Below are 20,206 nucleotides of genomic sequence, written 5' to 3' on the forward strand. Positions count from 1 at the left end.
GGCAAGATGCGCGCGATCAGGATAATTGCTGAACACAATAATCAGGTTTAGAACCGGCACACCTCAAACAGCAGCCGAGATCGCCGAAATGCCCGTCATCAGCCGCCGCACCTTCCTCCGAGGCTCCGCTGCTCTCGGAGGCGCCTTCACGCTTGGTGCCGGCATGGCAGCCCGCGCCGGCGCCGCACCCGATCCGCAGATCCTGATGGCACAGCTAACCGAAGCCCAGATCGCCAAGGATGGGCTTACGCCCAAGGTCATGACCTACGGTTTGGGTGAGACCTCAAGCAGCGCCATGCCGCCGGTCCTGCGCATGCGCAAGGGCGAACCCTATGCCGCCCGCCTCCTCAACCGGCTCGACGAGCCGACGACCGTGCATTGGCATGGACTGCGCATCGCCAACGCCATGGATGGCGTGCCGGAACTGACGCAGCCCTATGTCTATCCGGGCGACCGTTTCGACTATCTGTTCACCCCGCCCGATGCCGGCACCTTCTGGTACCACCCGCATTGCAACACGCTGACGCAGATGGGCGCCGGCCTGACCGGCGTGATCGTCGTCGAGAACCCTGACGACCCGACCTTCGATGCGGAGATCGTGCTCAACCTGCGCGACTGGCGGCTCGGCACGCGCGGCGCCTTCATCGACGCATTCAAGCCGCGCGATGCGGCTCGCGGCGGCACCTACGGCACGGTGCGCACCGCCAACTGGCAGCAGGAACCTACCTATGACGCGCCGGCCGGCGGCCTGGTGCGCGTGCGCATCGCAGCAACGGACGTCACCCGCATCTATACGATCGGCCTTGAGGGCGCGGACGCAATGGTCATTGCGCTGGACGGCAACCCGGTCGACACGCCGTTTGCGCTTGACCGCTACGATTTTGCGCCCGGCCAGCGCGTCGATCTTGTCGTGCGCATGCCCGATGGCGAAGGCCAGACGGCCACGCTCGGCAACCTGCGTGGATCGCATCCCTGGACGATCGCGCGCTTCCGGTCAGCCGGTGCCTCGCTCAAGCGCGACCTTCGGGATGTCGCCCCCTTGCCCGCCAACCCGATCGCGGAAGCCGACCTCTCCACCGCCACCCGCGTGCCGCTCGAACTGACGGCGACGGCGGAGCACAAGGCGACGCCTTCGATCTGCGGCTCGCTCGGCTACACCTTCTGGGCGATCAACAAGGTTCCGTGGCCGGGCGACACGCCCGATCCGATCGCGCCGATCGAAGAGATGAAGCTTGGCAAGAGCTATGTGCTCGAGATCGCCAACCGGACGCCGCATGCCCACCCGATCCATCTGCACGGCCTGAGCTTCCGCATTCTCAATTCCAACAAGCGGACTTTCCTGCCGCCGCCGACCGATACGATCCTGCTTTTGCCCGACGAACAGGCGGAAGTCGCGCTTGTGGCGGACAATCCGGGCGATTGGGTCGTGCATTGCCATATCATCGAGCACCAGAAGACCGGCATGACGGGTTATTTCAAAGTCGTCTGAGATTTCGATTGTGACAGATGCCGCGAAGAGTTACACGAAATTCCAAGCCGCATTTTCGCCACAGTGATTTAAATCTGATGATTGAAACAACAGCAGACCTTGAGGCCGCCTGCCAGCAGCTGGCCCTTTCAAATTATATTACGATTGATACCGAATTTCTTCGCGAGACGACTTTCTGGCCGGAGCTTTGCCTGATCCAGATGGCGAGCCCGGACCTTGCCGTCATCGTCGACCCGATGGCGAAGGGCATCGATCTTGCGCCGTTCTTCGCGCTGATGGCCAACCCTGAGGTCATCAAGGTGTTCCATGCTGCGCGTCAGGACATCGAGATCATCTTCCATCTCGGAAACCTTATTCCGCACCCGATCTTCGATACGCAGGTCGCGGCGATGGTTTGCGGCTTTGGCGACAGCGTTTCCTACGACCAGCTGGTCAACCGCGTCACCGGCACGCAGATCGACAAATCCTCGCGCTTTACCGACTGGAGCCGCCGTCCGCTGACCGAAAAGCAGCTCGACTATGCGCTGGCCGACGTCACGCATCTGCGCGACATCTACAAGTACCTGGCGGCAGAATTGGAGCGCGAAGGCCGTTCGCTCTGGCTGACCGAAGAGATGGCCATTCTCGAGGCCCGTGACACCTACGACCTGCACCCTGATGACGCCTGGCAGCGGCTGAAGATGCGGGTGAAGAAGCCGATCGAGCTCGCCGTGCTGAAGACTGTTGCGGCCTGGCGCGAGCGCGAAGCGCGCGCCCGCAACGTGCCGCGCGGCCGCATCCTCAAGGACGATGCCATCTACGAGATCGCCCAGCAGCAGCCGAAGGATGCGGAAGCACTCGCACGGCTCCGGACCATCCCCAAGGGCTGGGAACGCTCCACGGCCGGAACGGCGGTCGTCGAGGCCGTCAACGAGGCGCTGGCGATCCCGAAGGCCGATCTGCCGAAGCTTCCACGCCAGAGCCATGCGCCGGAAGGTGCAGCGGCCGCCGGCGAGATGCTGAAGGTGCTTTTGAAGCTGATCGCCGAGAAGCAGGGCGTCGCCGCGAAGATCATCGCCAACAGCGATGATCTCGACAAAATCGCAGCTGAGGGCGAGAAGGCGGATGTCGCCGCGCTCAAGGGCTGGCGGCGCGAACTCTTCGGCGAAACGGCACTGAAGCTGATCAACGGCGACGTCGCCCTGCGCTTCGTCGACAAGAAGATCGAAGCAGTGGAAATCGGCGCCGAGATCACGTCCGCGTCAGCTTGAAAAGGGATCGGGCGGAGACAAGTTTCCGCCCGAATCCAGCTCTAGCCAAGGGCCGGGCGGAACAGAATCACCATCGTTTCAAGCGAGGTGACGTGAGCCGGCGTGCTGGGCAGCGCCGACCGACACGGATGCCGCCTCTTCCGGTACCGGAGCTTTCTGCATGCGTTGGCGCTTTTCGACTTTCGAAGGACTTCTCTTGCTGCTGGTCATCGCCGGCGCCGGTGCGGTCTACGCATGGGTTTTCTACGGCAAAGGCGCCCTGATCGGCGCGACCTATGCGCTCTTCATGTGCCTTCCGATCATCGCGTTTGAGCGACGCATCATTTTTCGGCGCCTGCATCGGCGGATCCATGCCTTTTCCACGCCGGTCTTCTTCGTCGCGTCGCTGGTGATCTACTTCGTGCTTCTCGACGTCGGCTATGCCGCCGCCGGCCTGCTCATGCAGACGGGTGGCGTCATGAAGGACCACTGGATGGACGCAATGATGCCGTCCAAGACAGTCCTCGTCTTCGCGCTCGGCGTTTCGGGTTCGCTCGTCTTCATCCTCAGGGTTCGCGAACTGCTCGGGCGCGACGTCTTTTTGAGCCTGCTCACCGGCCGCTACCGCAGGCCGATCGAGGAGGAACGCGTCTTCCTTTTCATCGACCTTGCCGGCTCGACCGCCTATGCCGAGAAACACGGCGACCTCAGGATGCAGGAATATCTCGGCCGGCTGTTTGCAACGATCGCCGATCCGGTGATGCGCTACCGCGGCTCGATCGACGACTACATCGGTGACGCCGCCGTCATTACCTGGCCTTTCGATCGCGCCACCAACAATGCCGCCTGCATTCATTGCGTCTTCGACATCCTGGAGATGATCGATGCGGATGCGACCCGCTGGCAAAAAGAGTTCGGCGAAGTTCCGCGCCTGCGCGCAGCACTTCATGGCGGCACCATCGTCGCGGCGGAGATCGGGCTCGACCGGCACAAGATCACCTATTTCGGCGATACTGTGAACACCACCGCCCGGCTTGAAGGCTTCTGCAAGACGCTCGGCCACCAGGTGCTGATCTCCACCGACCTCGCGCGCAAGATGCGCCTGCCGCATTATGTGCGGGTCGAGGATCTCGGCGAGCATGCCGTCAGAGGACGGGGGCAAAAGCTTGGCGTTCTGTCGTTGCGCGCGGGCAGCGCGGCGCCTCAGCTGGCATCGACCGCGGCCGAGTGATACCGGCCGGCCACACGACATCGACCGACCGGATCGTGACCGCCGTCAACCGTGCAGCTTGGCGCCCTTGGTGATCTTGTCGACCAGCTTCTTGTCCGCATGAATGGCAATGCCGGCGACCGCAGCGTCTTCGGGATTTGTCTCGGCGAAGACCGCACGGTTGGCGTGGTCGTGGCCGGTGGCGAACATGGCGTCCACATAGATCGAGGCTTTGACCTCTCTTTCGATCGCACGCCGTTGAATGTTGCCGAGCGTCTTCCCATCTGCGGCTAGCACGATGATCGGCTGGATGGTCAAGGCGTTGTAGACGTTGCCGGCGCCATCGCGATAATCTTCGCCGATGATGTCAGGCTTCTGTCCGGCGATCCCGGTGGCGAGGAAGGCGGTGACGTTGAGCTTCTGCCAGGTTGCCAGGTCCTCGCGCAAGACGATTGCAAATTTGGTATCGAACATGACGGCCATCTCCATTTCAGCCCGACAGGGCGTGCCGGAAGACGCATTATCGGACGGTGCCGCAATCGATCTTGAACGATTGTGCGGCGCGCCCGGCGACGGCATTCGGGTGGCGCCTGCCGTCGATGGCATCGAGCGCATCGAGGCGCGCCTGCATGGAAAATTCTTCGAGCCCCACCGCCACGATACCTACGCGATCGGCGTGACGCTCGGTGGCGTGCAGACGTTCCAGTACCGTGGCGAAAGTCGCTTCAGCAATCCTGGGAGCATCATCATCCTCCATCCGGACGAGATCCACGACGGGGGCGCGGGAACGGAGATCGGGCTTCGCTACAGGATGATGTACCTGCAGCCGGAACGGCTGCTCGCAGCCCTTGACGAAACCGATCGTTCCCTGCCCTTCGTCGCAGCCCCTGTCGTGGGCGACGAGGCGCTGAGGCTGGCGGTCGGAGAAGCCGTCATGGATCTCGACAATGGCATCGACGAACTGGCGCTCGACGATATCCTCGTGCGGATCGCCGAGGGGCTCTACCGTCACGCCGGCACCAAGGACGCCAAGCCCGGAAAGGCCGACAAGCACGCCGTTCTCCAGGCGAGCGAGTTCCTTCGCGCCACTCTCGAACGCCCCGTCGGCTCGCGGGAGCTGGAGATGGTGAGCGGGCTCGATCGCTTCACGCTCGCCCGGCAATTCCGGCGGGTTCTCGGCACCAGCCCGCACCGCTATTTGCTGATGCGCCGGCTGGAGCGGGCACGGCAGATGATCGCCCGCGGCGAAAGCCTTGCCGGTGCAGCACTCGAAACCGGCTTTGCCGACCAGGCGCATTTCACCCGTCATTTCAAGCGCGCCTACGGCCTGACGCCCGGCCGCTGGGCGAGCCTCGCCGTCGCCGGCCAATCCTGTCACCAAAGCTTCATCGGGTTGTAAAGCAAGCATCACCCAACCGTCATCATAGCCGCCTATCGGGGTTCGGACTGCAGCGTCGCGCGTCGTGGGACGCGCAAGGGTCGCTGCAGCACGTCGAATTTGCTGCACGTCTTTCTCCTTGGATCTACGGCGATCCAAGGCGGCAGGCAGAACGCTCCAACCCAAGGTGAACTTCATGACGAAAACGCTTCTCGCCACTGCGGCTCTTTCCCTTTTGATGACGATGGCCGCCTCGGCCGAGGAAAAGTCCTTCACGGCGACCCTGAAGGGCCACGCGATCCTGCCGGCAAACACGATCATCGCTGCCCCCTCGGACGCGCCTGAGTATCTCAAGAACTCCGGCAAGTTCACCACCGCGGACCGTAAGCGTGCCGAAGCGCTCGGTACCGTGCCGGGCAAGGACGGCGTGCGCCTGACCGGCCTGTCGCTTCCCTTCGAAGGCCAGCCGATGCAGGGCTTTTCCGGCATCAAGGCGATGGAAGATGGCACCTTCTGGAGCCTGTCAGACAACGGCTTCGGCAGCAAGATGAACTCCAGCGACGCCATGCTGATGCTGCACCATGTGAAGATGGACTGGGACGCCGGCAAGGTCGAAGCGCTGAAAACACTGTTCCTGACCGACCCGGACAAGAAGGCCCCCTTCCCGATCGTCATGGAAGGCTCGGACAAGCGTTATCTCACCGGCGCCGATTTCGACGTCGAATCGATCCAGCCGGTCGCCGACGGCTTCTGGGTGGGTGAAGAGTTCGGCCCCTACATCCTCAAGTTCGATCTCGACGGCAAGCTGACCGACGTGATCGCGACCACAGTCGATGGCAAGCCGGTGATGTCGCCCGACAATCCGACGCTGACGCTGCAGGGCGACCCTTCGAAGAAGACGCCCGCCTTCAACCTGAAGCGCTCCGGCGGCTATGAAGGCATGGCGCTTTCCAAGGACGGCAGCAAGCTTTACGGCCTGCTCGAAGGCCCGATCTGGACCGACAGCGAAACGGTCGAGCAGGCCGATGGCCGCCCGGCGCTGCGCATCATCGAACTCGATGTCGCAAGCAAGGCCTGGACCGGCCGTAGCTGGCTCTACCCGCTGGCTGAAGGTGGCGAGGCAATCGGCGACTTCAACATGCTCGACGACAAGACCGCACTGGTGATCGAGCGCGACAATGGCGCCGGCACGATGGACAAGGCCTGCGCCGATCCGAAGGACCCGAAGCCGGACTGCTTCGCAACGGGCTCCAAGGTCAAGCGCATCTACAAAATCGCCTTCGACGACAGCAATGCCGGCAAGGCCGTGCGCAAGATCGGCTACATCGACCTCTTGAAGATCGCCGATCCTGATAACAAGAAGCGCCAGGGCGGCGGCAAAGGCTTCTACGACATGCCCTTCGTCACCATCGAAAACGTCGACCGCGTCGATGCGACCCACATCATCGTCGGCAACGACAACAACCTGCCGTTCTCGGCCGGTCGCGCGCTCGACAAGGCCGACGACAACGAGTTCGTGCTGCTCGAAGCCGGCGATTTCCTGAAGGCCGAATAAACAAGCAGGGCGCGCGAATTTCGGTTCGCGCGCCCTTACTTTTTTAGTCCGGGGTTTCTTCGGCGTCAGCTCTCGAAGTGGAAAGCGAGCCGCTTGCCGGTAAGCTTTCCGAGTTGCTGCAGGCGGCCATCCAGACGCTCTCCGGCAAACTCCGAATAGGCAGCCGGAACGACGATTTCCAGATCTACGTCCGGGAGCGACGACTTGCGGAACGTCAGGTTCCGCGCAATGCCGGGCATCGATGCCGAGAAAAGGTAGGCGACGCGCAAGAGTCCGCCGAGCAGCTTTGCCAATTCCAGCAGGCGCGGCGTCGTGATGCCGGCAAGCGCGTTCGTGGCGCCGTCGTCGTTGAGCCCTTCGAAACGGTAATAATTGGAAAGCGCGATGTAGGCCCGGCCGGCGTGGGTAATGCCCGAGAAGGTCGAGTGGGCGATGATGTTCAGCGCCTGCAGGCCACGATAATCCGGATGCGCGCGCCAGCTGATATCGGCGAGCAGGCAGGCGGCCTGGCGATACCGGCCCTCCTCTTCCGTCTCCTCGATGCCGAAGAACGGTACCATGCGGCCAGTCCAATCGGCCAGTTCACGGGCGTGCTCGGGCGAGCGGGCGCGCAGGATGGCGATCTCGTTTGCCGCTGTCAGCAGCGGATCCTGGGCGCGCTCCTCGTCCTTCAAGAGCGAGAACAGATAGCCTTCACGAACGCCGAGCGCGGAGAAGGAAATCCGCTCCGGCTTCATGATCTCAAGCGCTTCCTGCATCGCGATCGCCCCGAAGGGCAGAAGGCTGCGGCGACTTTTCGAGATCGTCGAATAGGCAGATGGCTTGATGTTCTTCGGCTCGATCACTTCCGGCAGAAGCGCCATCGCCTCGTCGAAGGAAATCTCGTAGCCCTGCATCATATGCAGCGGATAGTCGCGGATCTCCATGTGCAGCTTGGCGATCGAGCGCCAGGTGCCGCCGACCGCATAGAAGGTGCGCCCCGTGCCGGTCTTCAGCACGGCCGAATTCTTCATGAACTTGCGCACCCAGGTGCGTGCCTTGGTGAGCGAGCCGTTGCTGTGTTCGAACAGGCGGATACCGCCGAGCGGCAGGGTGATGCCCTTGCCGATCTTCGTGCCGGCGACGTCGACGAGTTCGAGCGAGCCACCGCCAAGGTCGCCGACGACACCGTCGGGATCGTGATAGCCGCTGACGATGCCCATCGCGGAATAATAGGCCTCTTCCTCACCGGTGAGGATGCGGACCTTGTGACCGAGGATCGCCTCGGCCTTCTCGATGAAGGCCGGGCCGTTGCTCGCCTCGCGCGCGGCTGCCGTCGCCAGCACATACATCGAGGTCGCCCGCGCCTGTTTGGAGAGCGCGTGAAAGCGATGCAACGCTCTCAGCGCGCGCTCGACGCTGTCTTCATCCATGCGTCCGGTCGCATCGATGCCCTTGCCGAGACCGCACATCACCTTTTCGTTGAACAGCATGGCCGGCGAGCGGCTCAGGCCTTCGTAGACGACAAGGCGGATGGAGTTCGAACCGATATCGATAACGGAAACCGGGCGGATGCCGGGCAGACGCCCCTGCGCTTCAGATTCGACCATGCAATTCCAGTTTATTTATGCCAGCCGCTCTTCCAGCCGGCTATGAGCTTCGGTGCGCTGGACTTCAAGGCCTCGCCCCGGCCGGAGAGGCTGGGATTGGTCATGAAATAGTGCTGTGCGTTGAAAGGCTCGGCGTCCTTGCCGACTTCCATCCGGCGAGAGGTGCCATCGGGAAGAATTTCGTAGCTCTGCTGGTTGTCGATGAGATTACCCAGCATGATCTGCGACAGAACCTGTTCGTGCACAGTCCGGTTGATGAGAGGCACGAGCGTCTCGACCCGCCGGTCCAGATTGCGCGGCATCATATCCGCCGAGCCGATATAGACAAGGGCATTCTCCGATGGAAGCCCGTGGCCGTTGCCGAAGCAGAATATGCGGGAATGTTCGAGGAATCGACCGACGATGGACTTGACACGGATATTGTCGGAAAGCCCCGGGACCTGCGGCCGCAGGCAGCAGATGCCGCGCACGACCAGGTCGATTTCAACGCCGGCGCGGCTCGCCTTGTAGAGCGCGTCGATGATCTCGGGATCGACGAGCGAATTCATCTTCATCCAGATCGCAGCCGGGCGCCCGGCCTTGGCATGCTCGATCTCTTCGTCGACGTGCCTGAGGATGCGCGGACGCAGCGTGTGCGGCGAGACCGCCAGCTTCATGCCCGCCTCCGGCTCGCCATAGCCGGTGATGAAATTGAATATGTTCGCCATGTCGTGGGCGATGACCGGGTTGCAGGTGAAGAACGACAGGTCGGTGTAGATCTTCGCCGTGACCGGGTGATAGTTGCCGGTGCCGAGATGGCAGTAGGTCCGAAGCTTGCCCTCTTCGCGCCGCACCACCATCGACATCTTGGCATGGGTCTTCAGTTCGATGAAGCCGAACACCACCTGGACGCCGGCGCGTTCGAGGTCGCGCGCCCAGCGGATGTTGGCTTCCTCGTCGAAACGGGCCTTGAGCTCGACCAGAGCGGTCACCGACTTGCCGGCCTCGGCCGCGTCGATCAGGGCGCGCACGATCGGGCTGTCGTTCGACGTGCGGTAAAGCGTCTGCTTGATGGCGACGACTTCAGGATCGCGCGCTGCCTGCAGCAGGAACTGCACGACCACGTCGAAGGACTCGTAGGGGTGATGCACCACCATGTCCTTCTCGCGGATCGCCGCCAGGCAGTCGCCGGCATGCTCGCGCACGCGCTCGGGGAAACGCGGATTGTACGGCTCGAAGCGCAGATCGTCGCGCGGAGCCTTGGTGATTTCGGACAAAGTGTTGAGTGCCAGCAGTCCCGGCAGGACGGCGATCCGGTTTTCCGGGACGCCCAGTTCCTGCACGACGAACTGGCGCAGCGACGCCGGCATTTCCGAATCGGTCTCGATGCGGATCACCGAACCGCGGCGACGGCGCTTCAGCGCGGTCTCGAAAAAGCGCACCAGGTCTTCAGCCTCTTCCTCCACCTCGATATCGCTGTCGCGAATGATGCGGAAGGTACCGGAGCCCTTGACCTCATAGCCCGGAAACAGCCGGTCGATGAACTGGCTGACCATGTCTTCGAGGGTGATGTAGCGGATGACGTTCTTGACGTCGGGCAGCCGGATGAAGCGGTCTAGTGCGACGGGTAGACGCAGGAGCGCCGTCATCGGCTCGCGACCGGTCTTGCTGACGAGCTGCAGGCCCATCGAGAAGCCGAGGTTCGGAATGAAGGGGAACGGATGCGCCGGGTCGATGGAGAGCGGCGTCAGCACCGGGAAGATCGCCTGGTCGAACTCGTTGGCAAGCCAGCTCCTGTCCTGCGCCGACAGCGACGCCGGGCGAACGATGAGGATGTCTTCCTTGGCGAGGTACTGCTGAAGCACGGCGAGCGAGGCCTGCTGCTCCATCTGCAGATTGTCGATTTCCTTCAGGATGTCTTCGAGCTGCTCGACCGGCGTCTTGCCGTCGGGCGAGCGCATCGAGAGGCCCTGGCGCACCTGGCCTTCGAGTCCGGCGACGCGCACCATGAAGAACTCGTCGAGATTGGCGGCCGAGATCGACAGGAAGCGGACGCGCTCCAGCAGCGGATGTGCGGTGTTCAGCGTTTCCTCGAGCACGCGCCGATTGAACTGGAGCCAGGAAAATTCGCGGTTGATGAAGCGCTGCGGGCTCGTCAGCAGGTCGACGTCCTCCGCCGATGCCTGGTTTTCGTTCACCGCAGATAGCGCGTTATCCATGCTTTTCAGATCCCATTGCTCCGGCTGCACCGGCTATCTCAGTTTGACGACGGTTCTGTGACAGTCAATCGGACCGACGCTGATTTCCCAGTTCTTCGAGAACTTCGGAAGCGAGCGCGCGTGAAAGCTTCGTGCCGCGGGCCAGCGCCAGATGGTCGATGCGCTCGACGATCGTCTGCGCCGCCTCCAGCGAGCGCTCCATGCGCTGGACGATGTAGCCCACCAGCCGTTCGTCGACGAAGAGCTGGCGATCGGCAAAGAGCTTGATCAGCACCTGCGTCAGCAATTCGTCGTCCGGCTCGCCGATCTCGACCACGGTCGCCGCTTTCAGGCGCGAGCGCAGGTCCGGCAGCGTTACCGGCCAGGACATCGGCCAGAGCCGCGTCGTCATCAGCAGGCTGGTGCCATGCTGGCGCACGTTGTTGATGACGTGGAACAGCGTCGTGTCGTCGAAACCGCTGCGGTCGGCATCCTCGAAGAGAACGGGCCTTTCGGCCGCGATCAACGCGGCATCGGAGCCGGCGAGCGGGTGGATGACTTCCGCCCCTGCCCGCTCCTTCCAGATGCTGGCGAGGTGTGATTTTCCCGAGCCGACCGGGCCGGCGATGATGACCACCGGCGCCGGCCAGTCCGGCCAATGGTCGACGATGGCGATGGCCGCGCTCAGCCTGTCGGAGACGAGCAGGTCCTCACGACCCGTCGCCGGGTCGTGGCCGAAAGCCAGGGGGATTTGTTCAAATGGGCGTTTTGTCATGCTGTACTCGGGACAATCGTCGGAAATCAGGCGGCCTTGTCGCTCTTCGCCTTCTTTTCCACGGCCTTGCCGTGCCCGTGATAGAGGTCGCTATCAAGGTAACGCTGGATGCCGAAGCGGACAAGCACGCCGATGGCGGCTGCTGCCGGCACCGCGACCAGAAGGCCGACGAAGCCGAAGAGCGCGCCGAAGGCAAGCAGCGCAAACATCAGCCAGACCGGGTGCAGGCCGACGCTTTTGCCCACCAGCTTCGGCTGGAGGATATTGCCCTCCATGAACTGGCCACTGAAGAAGACTGCAAGCACAAGGCCGATCCAGAGATAGTCCGGCCAGAACTGCACCAGGGCAACGCCGACGGCGAGCACCAGGCCGACCATGGATCCGACATAGGGAATGAAGCTGATCATGCCGGCAAAGAGGCCGATCAGCAGGCCAAAATTGAGACCGACCAAGGAGAGGCCGATACCGTAGTAAAGGCCGAGAATGACGCAGAGCGAGCCCTGCCCGCGCACGAAGCCGGCGATCGTCGCGTTCATGTCGCGGGCGATCTGGCGCACATCCGAGACGTAGTCGCGTGGAACCCAGCTGTCGACCTTCTCCACCATCCGGTCCCAGTCGAGCAGGATGTAGAAGGCGACGACGGGGGTGACGACCAGCAGCGAGATGACATCGAGCAGCGCCACGCCGGAGTTCCAGATCTGCTGGAAGAGCGTGCCGACGAAGGCGGCGCCCTGTTCGAGCAGCTTGCCCGAGCTTTGCTTCAGCGATGGCATCTGGCTTGCCAGCCAATCGGGGATCAGCCGCGTCTGCGCCTCGTTGACGAGCACCTGCAGCTTCGAGGCATAGCCCGGAATATTGGCGATGAAGTCCGACGCCTGGCTGACGATGACGGGAATGATGATCATCAGCGCCAGCACGAAGACGACGACGAAGCCGACCAGGATCACCACCGTCGCCATCAACCGGCTGAGGCCGAAGCGCTCCAGGCGGTCGGCGACCGGGTCGAGGAAATAGGCAAGCGCCATGCCGGCCAGGAACGGCAGCAGGATCGAGCTGAAGACCATCAGGAAGGCAATGAAGGCGGCAAGCACCAGCAGCCAGAAAATGACCTGGCGCTGCAATCCGGAACCGCTGACCTTGATATCCATGACACTCCTCGTGAGGCGCCGCTCGCCACTGTTGCGTATCACAACCCTGTCAAGGAGATAGGGGGCGGTGCGCGTAACGGTCAAGTGCGACCGGTGCAGTCATCCAGTTTAAAGCCAAGTGGACTGGCTTGCGCCGTGGGATATGGGCAAAATGGTGAAAAAACGCCGCCAAGGCCTGCTCTCGGCTTGCACTCCCTTGCCTGCCGTGCCAATCGCATCCGCAAAATACCTGTCGCACGACGAGCCTTGGAGAACGAGCATGAGCCAGTCGGGAAAGAACGGTCTCACCTATAGCGACGCGGGCGTTGATATCGACGCCGGGAACCTGATGGTCGAGAAGATCAAGCCGCATGTGCGCTCGACCCGGCGGCCCGGCGCCGACGGCGAAATCGGCGGCTTCGGCGGTCTCTTCGATCTCAAGGCGGCGGGCTTCACCGACCCGGTTCTGGTGGCCGCCAATGACGGCGTCGGCACCAAGCTGAAGATCGCCATCGACGCCAACAAGCACGACACCGTCGGCATCGACCTCGTCGCCATGTGCGTCAACGACCTCGTCGTCCAGGGCGCCGAACCGCTCTTCTTCCTCGACTATTTCGCGACCGGCAAGCTTGACCCGGACCAGGGTGCGGCGATCGTCGCCGGTATTGCCGCCGGCTGCCGCGAATCCGGTTGCGCGCTGATCGGCGGCGAGACCGCCGAAATGCCCGGCATGTATTCGGGCGGCGACTATGACCTCGCGGGCTTCGCGGTCGGCGCTGCCGAACGCGGTCAGCTGCTGCCGGCCGGTGACATCTCCGAAGGCGACGTCATCCTCGGCCTTGCCTCCTCCGGCGTGCATTCCAACGGCTATTCGCTCGTGCGCAAGATCGTCACGCTCTCGGGCCTTGCCTGGGACGCCCCTGCGCCGTTCGGCGAAGGCACGCTTGCCGACCTGCTGATGACGCCGACGCGCATCTATGTGAAGCCGCTCCTGAAGGCGATCCGCGAGACCGGTTCGATCAAGGCGCTCGCCCACATCACCGGCGGCGGCTTCCCCGAGAACATTCCGCGCGTGCTGCCGAAGCATCTCGCTGCCGAGATCGACCTCGATGCGATCAAGGCGCCGAAGGTCTTCTCCTGGCTTGCCCAGACCGGTGGCGTTGCCGCCAATGAAATGCTGCGCACCTTCAACTGCGGCGTCGGCATGATCGCTGTCGTTCCGGCCGACAAGGCTGCAGAGGTCGCGTCCGTGCTGACCGGAGAAGGCGAAACCGTCTTTACGCTCGGCCGCATGGTCGCCCGCGACGAAGGGGCAGCCGGCACGATCTACAAGGGCAACCTCGCCCTATGACGACAGAAGTCTCGACGGGCAAGAAGCGGGTCGTCGTCTTCATCTCGGGCGGCGGCTCCAACATGCTGGCGCTTGCGAACGCGGCGGCCGAGCCGGACTTCCCGGCCGAGATCGTCGCCGTCATCGCCGACAAGGCGGATGCCGGCGGCCTTGCCAAAGCCGAGGCGCTTGGCATTCCTACCCGCGCTTTCCTGCGCAAGGACTTCGATAGCAAGGACGCCCACGAAGCGGCAATCCTTGCCGAACTCGACCGGCTATCGCCGGACATCATCTGCCTCGCCGGCTATATGCGCCTGCTCTCAGCGACGTTCATCCAGCGCCACGAGGGACGCATCCTCAACATCCATCCGTCGCTGCTGCCGCTTTTCCCCGGCCTGCACACGCATCAGCGGGCGATCGACGCCGGCATGAAGGTCGCCGGCTGCACGGTGCACTTCGTCACCGAGGGCATGGACGAAGGTCCGATCCTCGCGCAGGCGGTGGTCCCGGTTCAGCCCGGTGACACATCCGACAGCCTTGCGGCCCGGGTGCTGACGGTCGAGCACCGCACCTATCCGATGGCGCTTCGGCTGATGGCTGAGGGCAAGGTGCGCATGCAAGACGGCCGCGCGGTGAGCGAGAGCGCCGCCGAAGCGAACGCCACGCTGATCTCACCGGCAGCCTGACTAAATCAAATGGTCACTTCGCCGACGCAAGCCGGCGATCGAGAGCGTCGAGCACGCGCCGTGTCAAAGCCGGATAATCCTCGTCGAAGTGGTGTCCTCCGTCGATGCCGATAACGTCGACGCCGGTGCCCTTCAGTTGCGGGCAGGCATCGTCCTCTTCATCGGTGCCGTAAATGCATTGCACCAGCGCCGGATCGATGCGCTTGATGTCGTCGAGCGGATCACCGCCCTTGCCGTCGCCCGAAGCACCCAGCCAACCCAGCACCGAAACCTTGTAATCAACCATGTGCGAGAGGGCCATCAAGGTCACCTGGCGAACATGGGCCTTTTCGCCTGCCGGCAGCAGGTTGAAGGTTCGCGGCAGGACGTCGGCACCGAAGGAATAGCCGATGAGGAGCACGTTTCGCACGTTCCAGTGCTTGCGGTAGTAGCTCATCACCTTGGCAAGGTCGTCCGCCGTTACCTGCGGATCGCGCTCGGACCAGAAGTAATGCAGGGAATCGAAGCCGACGACCGGAACGCCCTGCTGCTGCAGCACGTCGCCGACTTCCTTGTCGATGTCGCGCCAGCCGCCGTCGCCCGAATAGATCACCGCCATCGTGTCACGGGTCGGCTTTGCGTCGAGGATGGTCAAGGGCAGGCCGAACGGATTGCCGGCGTCGCGCTCACTGTCGATGATATCGGTGAGGTGATCGGACAGCGTCGTATAGGCGTCGTCTTCGCTGTCCTCCTGCTCGATGTCCGGGTGCTTGGCGATCAGCGCCGCCACATGGGCGCGCCCGACCGCCGACGCTGCGGGAGAAAAAACGACGGAGACCGGATCCGGTAAGACGCCGTCGGTCAGTCCATAGACCATGCGGTCGCCCTTCTTCACCTTTTCGGCCGGGGTGCAGAGCTGCTTTTCAAGCGCGATCCCCTCCTCCGGGTCGACCGCCAGCGTCTGGCCGATGGTGGCCGGTGGGGTCTGGGCGGCGATTGCCAGTGCCAGCGCACCGCCGGCACCGACGCCCGCGACGACGGGCAGCTGGTAGGCGTCCGTGCCGACCGCGCGCTGCACCTGCTGGCTGAGCGATTCGATATCGGAGACCATGTAGATGCAATCGCCGTCATCCTTGGCGAGCGAGGCGAGATAGGCCTTGAGGTCGATGCCGATGACGACGGTCTTGTCATCCGTCAGCGTGTCGGCGATCGCCTGTTCCTTGTCCGTCCAGCCGGCGGCGTCCGACAGCAGCACGACAAGTGCGGCCGCCTTTTCCTTCGGCAGCATGATGCGTGGCGACGGGATCATCCCGGTATCATAGTTCTTCGGTGCGTCCTCGGCGAGAGCGGGGAACATCGATGCCGAGAACAGCAGCGCCGCCGAAGTCAGGCATTTCCAGGCGTTCGCGACACGGATCATTTCTTCACCACTCCCTTAAGACCGCCGCCGATCAGGAATGTCGCATCCATCAGGGCGAGGATCGGATTGATGCCGCCACTGGCGACAAGATAGCGCGGTTGCCACTGCGGATGAAACTTCGACTTGAAGGCCCGCAGGCCCTTGAAGTTGTAGAAACGTTCGCCGTGTTCGAAGAAGGTGCGCCCGGCCCGGTCCCAGACCGGCGCGATCTGGCGCGTGGACATGCCCGATAGGGGCGCCATGCCAAGGTTGAAGGTTCGGTAGCCCTCGGCCTTCAGATACTCCATCACCTGGGCGAAGAGAAAATCCATGGCACCCTTCGGCGCATCCGGCGAGAAGCGCATGAGGTCGACGGTGCCCTCCTCCTTGGTTGCCGTGACCAGAATGTTGGCAAAGGCGACCATACGCCCGCCGCAGGTGAGGATCGCCACTGGCTGCTCACGAAGATATTCGGGATCGAAGGCGCCGAGCGAGAAGCCTTTCTCCTTGGCATTGTGATGCGCGAGCCAGGCATCGGACACCGCGGTCAGGTCCGGCATGACGTCCGCAACGTCTTCGGGCGCGACGACACGGAACTCGAGCCCGTCGCGCTGGGCACGGCTCACCTGCTGGCGCAGGTTTGCCCATTTCCCCCCCTTCAGCTCGAAGCGGGCGAGATCGACGCGCGCCAGCTCGCCGAGCCTGAAGGCGCGCAGCCCGGCATCGGCATAATAGGCGAGACCCTGGGGCGAGACCTGGTAGAAGACCGCCCGGCAGCCGGCCGCGCGCGCTTTTTCGATGAAGTGCCAGATCAACTCCGGCCAGGCATCGATCGGACCGACAGGATCGAAAAGCGCGATCCAGGAACGGGCGCGCTGGCCATACATGATGAAGGCGCGGCCGTCAGTGGAAAACAACAGGCTCTTGTCGCCCATGCGCACCAGGTTGGCATCGGACATGTCCTGCGCCTCGACGATCGAAAGCGCCCGCTCCATCGCGTCGTCGGAGGCAGGCTCGGCGGATCCGGTTGCCGGGCGCATCAGGCTCCAGATCGCAAGCATGCTCGCGCCGATGGTGACGCCGAGAAGCGCGCGAAGGCCGCGCGGCGCTTCGGCGGAGAATTCGAACTGCCACCAGAGTTCATGGCTGTATTCGACATCGCGATAGACGAAGAGCAGCACGACAAGTGCGCCCAGGCAGATGACGCCAAGCGCCGTCAGCCATGGCACCGTCAACGCCTGCCCGAACAGTGAGGCAGGCCGCACGAACAGGCGGCGGCTGACGATGAGCCCCACCAGGAAGAAGGCCAGCATGCCGGCTTCTACCACGGCGATCGCCTTGATCAGCGACAGCAGCAGCGCGGCGACCGCAATCACGATCGAGGCCCACCAGGCACCGTCGAGCCTGAGCGCCAGCCCGCGCGAGACGACGACGAGGGCAAGGCCGAGCAGGCTCGCAAGGAAGTGTGCGCCTTCGACGATCGGCAGCGGCAGCAGTCCTTCGAGGAATGCCAGGTTTTCGTCCGGCGTCGGCGTCACGCTGGAAAGCACCAGCATGATCGCCAGCACGATGCCGAGCGTCGCCAAGAGGAGCGGCGTCATGCGGCCGCCGATGCGCCGTACGCTTGATGCGACCGGATGGCCGGAAAGCTGGCGGAGTTCGATGCCGATGACCACGGCGATCGCGATCACCAGCGGCAACACGTGATAGATCACGCGGTAGAGCACCAGCGCGCCGAGAATGGTGTCGACATCGGCATTGTGGCCGAGCGTCGCGATGATGATCGTCTCGAAGACCCCAAGGCCGGCCGGCACATGGCTCAAGACGCCAACGCCGACGGCCAGCGAATAGACCGCAAGGAAGGCCGGCCAGCCGATCGTACCGGCGGGCAAGAGAACATAGAGAACCGTCGCGGAGGCGGCGAGATCGAGCGCCGTCACCAGGAACTGGCGCGAGACCGTGCGTGAATCCGGCAGCCGCAAGGTCAGCCGGCCGAGGCTCACCGCCCGTCCGTCCCGCGCCAGAAAGAACACGCTGAAGAGCCCGGCGAGGATGACGGCGGCGATCACGCGCAGCACCAACGGATCCAAGCCGGTCATCGGCGCCACATATTCGCCGACGGCGAGCAGGCTGAGGCAGGTCACAGTCAGCAGTCCGAGCCCGAAGGCCAGCGTCACGAAGGCGATGATCCGGGCGATGTTTTCCGGCTCGATGCCGAGGCGCGAATAGGAGCGGTAGCGGATGGCGCCGCCGCTGAGCGCCCCGAAACCCGCGGTATTGCCGACCGCGTACGCCGAAGCCGCCGTCAACGCCACATCGGCATAGGGCAGCTTGCGCCTGATATAATCGAGCGCGCTGACATCATAGAAGGTGAGCGCGAGGAAGCTCAATGCGGTGAAGAACACCGCGGCTGCAACCGCCGTCCAGCTGGTGTCCGCCAATGCCTGGACGACTTCGTCGTACTGAACCTCGGATGTCAGGTGAAAGATCGCAAAGCCGAAAAGAGCGATCACAAGGAGCGTACCGGCAGCCGAAAGATAGCGACGGTTGCGGCGCAGGAAGGCGATCCAGCCTCCCTCCGCCTGCTGTTCGTCGTCGGCTGCACGTTCCGGTAGAGAGGGTGTCATGAAGCGCCCATGTCGATAATGAGGACATCAGCGCTTTAGCTTACCCGATGCGGATCAAAAAGTGAAATATCCGTAATAAATAATAGCCTTACAAAACAATCCCTTAGGCGAACAGTTCCCGCCGGTTCAGCTTCGCCCACTGCAGCAGCATGATCGTCTTTGCGTCGCGGATCTCGCCGCCGGCGATCATCGCGAAGGCTTCGTCGAAGGGGATCTCCAGCACTTCGATGTCCTCGCCCTCATGCGCAAGCCCGCCGCCGTCGCCGCGCTTCTCGGTGGCGTCGATGTGGCCGGCGAAAAAGCTCGTACGCTCGGTCAGCGCGCCAGGGCTCATATAGACGTCGAAGAGATGGATGACGTCCTGGACGTGGTAGCCGGTCTCCTCCAGCGCCTCGCGGCAGATCGCCTCTTCCGGAGTGTCGCCGTCCAGAAGCCCGGCGGCCGCCTCGATCAGATAGGCCGGGTCGCCCTGGAGCAGCACGGGCACGCGCAACTGCCGCACCAGGATGACGCTCTGCCGCCTGGCATCGACGAGCAGGATGGTCGCCGCATTGCCATGGTCGTGGATCTCCCGCTTCAGCGTCACGGTCGCGCCATCGGACATCTGCTGTTCGAACGTCACCTCTTCCAGGTGCGCAAAGCCCTTCCACAGCGTGCGGCGGCCGACGATCCTGACGCGTGGGTCATGGTGGGTGCTCATGCAACTTCCTTCTCCGGCGAGCGCGATCCCGCCATTTGGCCATCAGTGGATATGTTCTGTCGCCGTGCGGTCTTCCCGCTCCATCTGCAGCGTCGTGTGGTGCAGGTCGAAGGTCACGCGCAACCGGTCCTCGATCGCGCGGCGCACGGTCTCGGCATCGGCGCCGTCGGCAAGCACGGCGTGAGCGGTCAGCGACGGCTGGCTCTGGGTGATCGCCCAAAGATGCAGGTCATGCACGGACGCAACGCCGGGAACGGCGGCAATCGTCGCATGAACATCGGCGAGGCGCAGGCCCGGCGGCACACCTTCGAGCAGGATGTTGACGCATTCCTTCAGCAGCACCCAGGTGCGCGGGAAGACCATGAAGCCGATGCCGACAGCGAGCAGCGAATCCACCCATTGCCACCCGGTCAGCCAGATGACCACCGCGCCGACGATGACAGCGACCGAGCCCAGCATGTCCGACCAGACTTCGAGATAGGCGCCCTTGACATTGAGGCTCTCGTCCTTGTGGCTGGTGAGCAGCCGCATCGAGGCGAGATTGACGACAAGGCCAATGACGGCAATCACCAGCATACCGCCGGACTGGATCTCCTGCGGCTCGGACAGCCGCTTCCAGGCCTCGTAGAGAATGTAGAAGGCGACACCGAGCAGGAGCAGCGCGTTGAAGGCGGCAGCCAGGATCTCGAAGCGGGCGTACCCATAGGTGCGCAGGAGGTCCGACGGGCGGCGGCCGACATGGATGGCGACGAGCGCGATCGCAAGGGCCGCCGTGTCGGTCAGCATGTGCATCGCGTCGGAGATCAGCGCCAGGCTGCCGGTCAGGATTCCGCCGACCACTTCGGCCAGCATGAAGCCGCCCGTCAGGCCAAGCGAGGCCCAAAGCCTTGAAACCGGCGCGCTCGTGATATCTGCGTGGTTGTGATCGCCGCTCATGGAAGGTTCCGTCTGCCGTT

16 protein-coding genes are annotated in these 20,206 nt (G+C 63.4%); 7 read left to right on the forward strand and 9 right to left on the reverse strand.

Features of this window, described 5'->3' with window-relative positions; translation table 11 throughout:
* The first annotated feature begins 88 nt into the window (after positions 1 to 88).
* The 3 genes from IB267_RS09060 (at position 89) to IB267_RS09070 (ending at position 3,949) form a co-directional block, all read left to right on the forward strand.
* Entirely contained in the window at positions 89 to 1,489 is a 1,401-nt protein-coding gene (locus IB267_RS09060; protein WP_192447328.1) for a multicopper oxidase family protein, read from the forward strand.
* Positions 1,490 to 1,566: 77 nt separating this feature from the next.
* On the forward strand, positions 1,567 to 2,739 hold the full coding sequence (gene rnd / locus IB267_RS09065) for a ribonuclease D (protein WP_192447329.1): 1,173 nt from the start codon (positions 1,567 to 1,569) through the stop codon (positions 2,737 to 2,739).
* 160 nt (positions 2,740 to 2,899) lie between these two features.
* The gene (locus tag IB267_RS09070; RefSeq protein ID WP_192447330.1) at positions 2,900 to 3,949 is read left to right on the forward strand and encodes an adenylate/guanylate cyclase domain-containing protein; all 1,050 of its coding nucleotides are present in this window, start codon (positions 2,900 to 2,902) and stop codon (positions 3,947 to 3,949) included.
* Positions 3,950 to 3,994: 45 nt separating this feature from the next.
* On the opposite strand, the gene IB267_RS09075 is transcribed toward IB267_RS09070, so the two are convergent.
* Positions 3,995 to 4,402: a DUF2000 family protein gene (locus IB267_RS09075; protein ID WP_192447331.1), complete on the reverse strand. Its 408-nt coding sequence runs from the start codon at positions 4,400 to 4,402 to the stop codon at positions 3,995 to 3,997.
* On the opposite strand from IB267_RS09075, the gene IB267_RS09080 reads away from it, so the two are divergent.
* Both IB267_RS09080 and IB267_RS09085 read left to right on the forward strand, forming a co-directional pair.
* A complete protein-coding gene (locus tag IB267_RS09080) occupies positions 4,401 to 5,327 on the forward strand; it encodes an AraC family transcriptional regulator (RefSeq protein ID WP_192447332.1) in 927 nt (308 codons plus the stop codon). The genes IB267_RS09075 and IB267_RS09080 overlap by 2 nt on opposite strands.
* 175 nt (positions 5,328 to 5,502) lie before the next feature.
* Positions 5,503 to 6,861 carry an esterase-like activity of phytase family protein gene (locus IB267_RS09085; protein WP_192447333.1) on the forward strand — a complete coding sequence of 453 codons (1,359 nt, stop codon included), beginning with the start codon at positions 5,503 to 5,505 and terminating at the stop codon, positions 6,859 to 6,861.
* 65 nt (positions 6,862 to 6,926) lie between these two features.
* Here the strand turns inward: IB267_RS09085 and ppx are convergent, their stop codons facing one another.
* From ppx to IB267_RS09105, 4 genes are all read right to left on the reverse strand, one after another.
* Positions 6,927 to 8,450 carry an exopolyphosphatase gene (gene ppx / locus IB267_RS09090; protein WP_043611422.1) on the reverse strand — a complete coding sequence of 508 codons (1,524 nt, stop codon included), beginning with the start codon at positions 8,448 to 8,450 and terminating at the stop codon, positions 6,927 to 6,929.
* An 11-nt stretch (positions 8,451 to 8,461) separates the two neighbouring features.
* Positions 8,462 to 10,648, reverse strand: a complete 2,187-nt coding sequence (locus IB267_RS09095) for an RNA degradosome polyphosphate kinase (protein ID WP_192447334.1) — start codon at positions 10,646 to 10,648, stop codon at positions 8,462 to 8,464.
* Between the two features lie 64 nt (positions 10,649 to 10,712).
* Positions 10,713 to 11,402, reverse strand: a complete 690-nt coding sequence (gene hdaA, locus IB267_RS09100; RefSeq protein ID WP_034803824.1) for a DnaA regulatory inactivator HdaA — start codon at positions 11,400 to 11,402, stop codon at positions 10,713 to 10,715.
* A gap of 26 nt (positions 11,403 to 11,428) precedes the next feature.
* On the reverse strand, positions 11,429 to 12,550 hold the full coding sequence (locus IB267_RS09105) for an AI-2E family transporter (protein ID WP_192447335.1): 1,122 nt from the start codon (positions 12,548 to 12,550) through the stop codon (positions 11,429 to 11,431).
* 259 nt (positions 12,551 to 12,809) lie between these two features.
* Between IB267_RS09105 and purM the strand changes: the two genes are divergently transcribed.
* Positions 12,810 to 13,880: a phosphoribosylformylglycinamidine cyclo-ligase gene (gene purM, locus IB267_RS09110; RefSeq protein ID WP_192447336.1), complete on the forward strand. Its 1,071-nt coding sequence runs from the start codon at positions 12,810 to 12,812 to the stop codon at positions 13,878 to 13,880.
* On the forward strand, positions 13,877 to 14,545 hold the full coding sequence (gene purN / locus IB267_RS09115) for a phosphoribosylglycinamide formyltransferase (protein ID WP_192447337.1): 669 nt from the start codon (positions 13,877 to 13,879) through the stop codon (positions 14,543 to 14,545). The genes purM and purN overlap by 4 nt, the downstream gene beginning before the upstream one ends.
* A gap of 13 nt (positions 14,546 to 14,558) precedes the next feature.
* On the opposite strand, the gene IB267_RS09120 is transcribed toward purN, so the two are convergent.
* From IB267_RS09120 to IB267_RS09135, 4 genes are all read right to left on the reverse strand, one after another.
* A complete protein-coding gene (locus IB267_RS09120; RefSeq protein WP_192447338.1) occupies positions 14,559 to 15,944 on the reverse strand; it encodes a virulence factor family protein in 1,386 nt (461 codons plus the stop codon).
* Positions 15,941 to 18,550 carry a bifunctional lysylphosphatidylglycerol flippase/synthetase MprF gene (gene mprF, locus IB267_RS09125; RefSeq protein WP_192447339.1) on the reverse strand — a complete coding sequence of 870 codons (2,610 nt, stop codon included), beginning with the start codon at positions 18,548 to 18,550 and terminating at the stop codon, positions 15,941 to 15,943. The genes IB267_RS09120 and mprF overlap by 4 nt, the downstream gene beginning before the upstream one ends.
* 103 nt (positions 18,551 to 18,653) lie before the next feature.
* Positions 18,654 to 19,250: an NUDIX domain-containing protein gene (locus IB267_RS09130; protein WP_192447340.1), complete on the reverse strand. Its 597-nt coding sequence runs from the start codon at positions 19,248 to 19,250 to the stop codon at positions 18,654 to 18,656.
* Between the two features lie 42 nt (positions 19,251 to 19,292).
* On the reverse strand, positions 19,293 to 20,186 hold the full coding sequence (locus IB267_RS09135) for a cation diffusion facilitator family transporter (RefSeq protein ID WP_192447341.1): 894 nt from the start codon (positions 20,184 to 20,186) through the stop codon (positions 19,293 to 19,295).
* Positions 20,187 to 20,206: the final 20 nt, after the last annotated feature.

The sequence above is a fragment of the Ensifer sp. ENS09 genome (genome assembly GCF_014852425.1).
GTDB lineage: Bacteria > Pseudomonadota > Alphaproteobacteria > Rhizobiales > Rhizobiaceae > Ensifer.

Coding starts and splice junctions, on each gene's coding strand:
- IB267_RS09070 (WP_192447330.1), top strand. CDS start 2,900: ATGCGTTGGCGCTTTTCGACTTTCGAAGGACTTCTCTTGCTGCTGGTC.
- IB267_RS09075 (WP_192447331.1), bottom strand. CDS start 4,402: ATGTTCGATACCAAATTTGCAATCGTCTTGCGCGAGGACCTGGCAACC.
- hdaA (WP_034803824.1), bottom strand. CDS start 11,402: ATGACAAAACGCCCATTTGAACAAATCCCCCTGGCTTTCGGCCACGAC.
- ppx (WP_043611422.1), bottom strand. CDS start 8,450: ATGGTCGAATCTGAAGCGCAGGGGCGTCTGCCCGGCATCCGCCCGGTT.
- IB267_RS09080 (WP_192447332.1), top strand. CDS start 4,401: ATGACGGCCATCTCCATTTCAGCCCGACAGGGCGTGCCGGAAGACGCA.
- IB267_RS09060 (WP_192447328.1), top strand. CDS start 89: ATGCCCGTCATCAGCCGCCGCACCTTCCTCCGAGGCTCCGCTGCTCTC.
- IB267_RS09130 (WP_192447340.1), bottom strand. CDS start 19,250: ATGAGCACCCACCATGACCCACGCGTCAGGATCGTCGGCCGCCGCACG.
- IB267_RS09120 (WP_192447338.1), bottom strand. CDS start 15,944: ATGATCCGTGTCGCGAACGCCTGGAAATGCCTGACTTCGGCGGCGCTG.
- purM (WP_192447336.1), top strand. CDS start 12,810: ATGAGCCAGTCGGGAAAGAACGGTCTCACCTATAGCGACGCGGGCGTT.
- purN (WP_192447337.1), top strand. CDS start 13,877: ATGACGACAGAAGTCTCGACGGGCAAGAAGCGGGTCGTCGTCTTCATC.
- IB267_RS09095 (WP_192447334.1), bottom strand. CDS start 10,648: ATGGATAACGCGCTATCTGCGGTGAACGAAAACCAGGCATCGGCGGAG.
- mprF (WP_192447339.1), bottom strand. CDS start 18,550: ATGACACCCTCTCTACCGGAACGTGCAGCCGACGACGAACAGCAGGCG.
- IB267_RS09135 (WP_192447341.1), bottom strand. CDS start 20,186: ATGAGCGGCGATCACAACCACGCAGATATCACGAGCGCGCCGGTTTCA.
- IB267_RS09105 (WP_192447335.1), bottom strand. CDS start 12,550: ATGGATATCAAGGTCAGCGGTTCCGGATTGCAGCGCCAGGTCATTTTC.
- IB267_RS09085 (WP_192447333.1), top strand. CDS start 5,503: ATGACGAAAACGCTTCTCGCCACTGCGGCTCTTTCCCTTTTGATGACG.
- rnd (WP_192447329.1), top strand. CDS start 1,567: ATGATTGAAACAACAGCAGACCTTGAGGCCGCCTGCCAGCAGCTGGCC.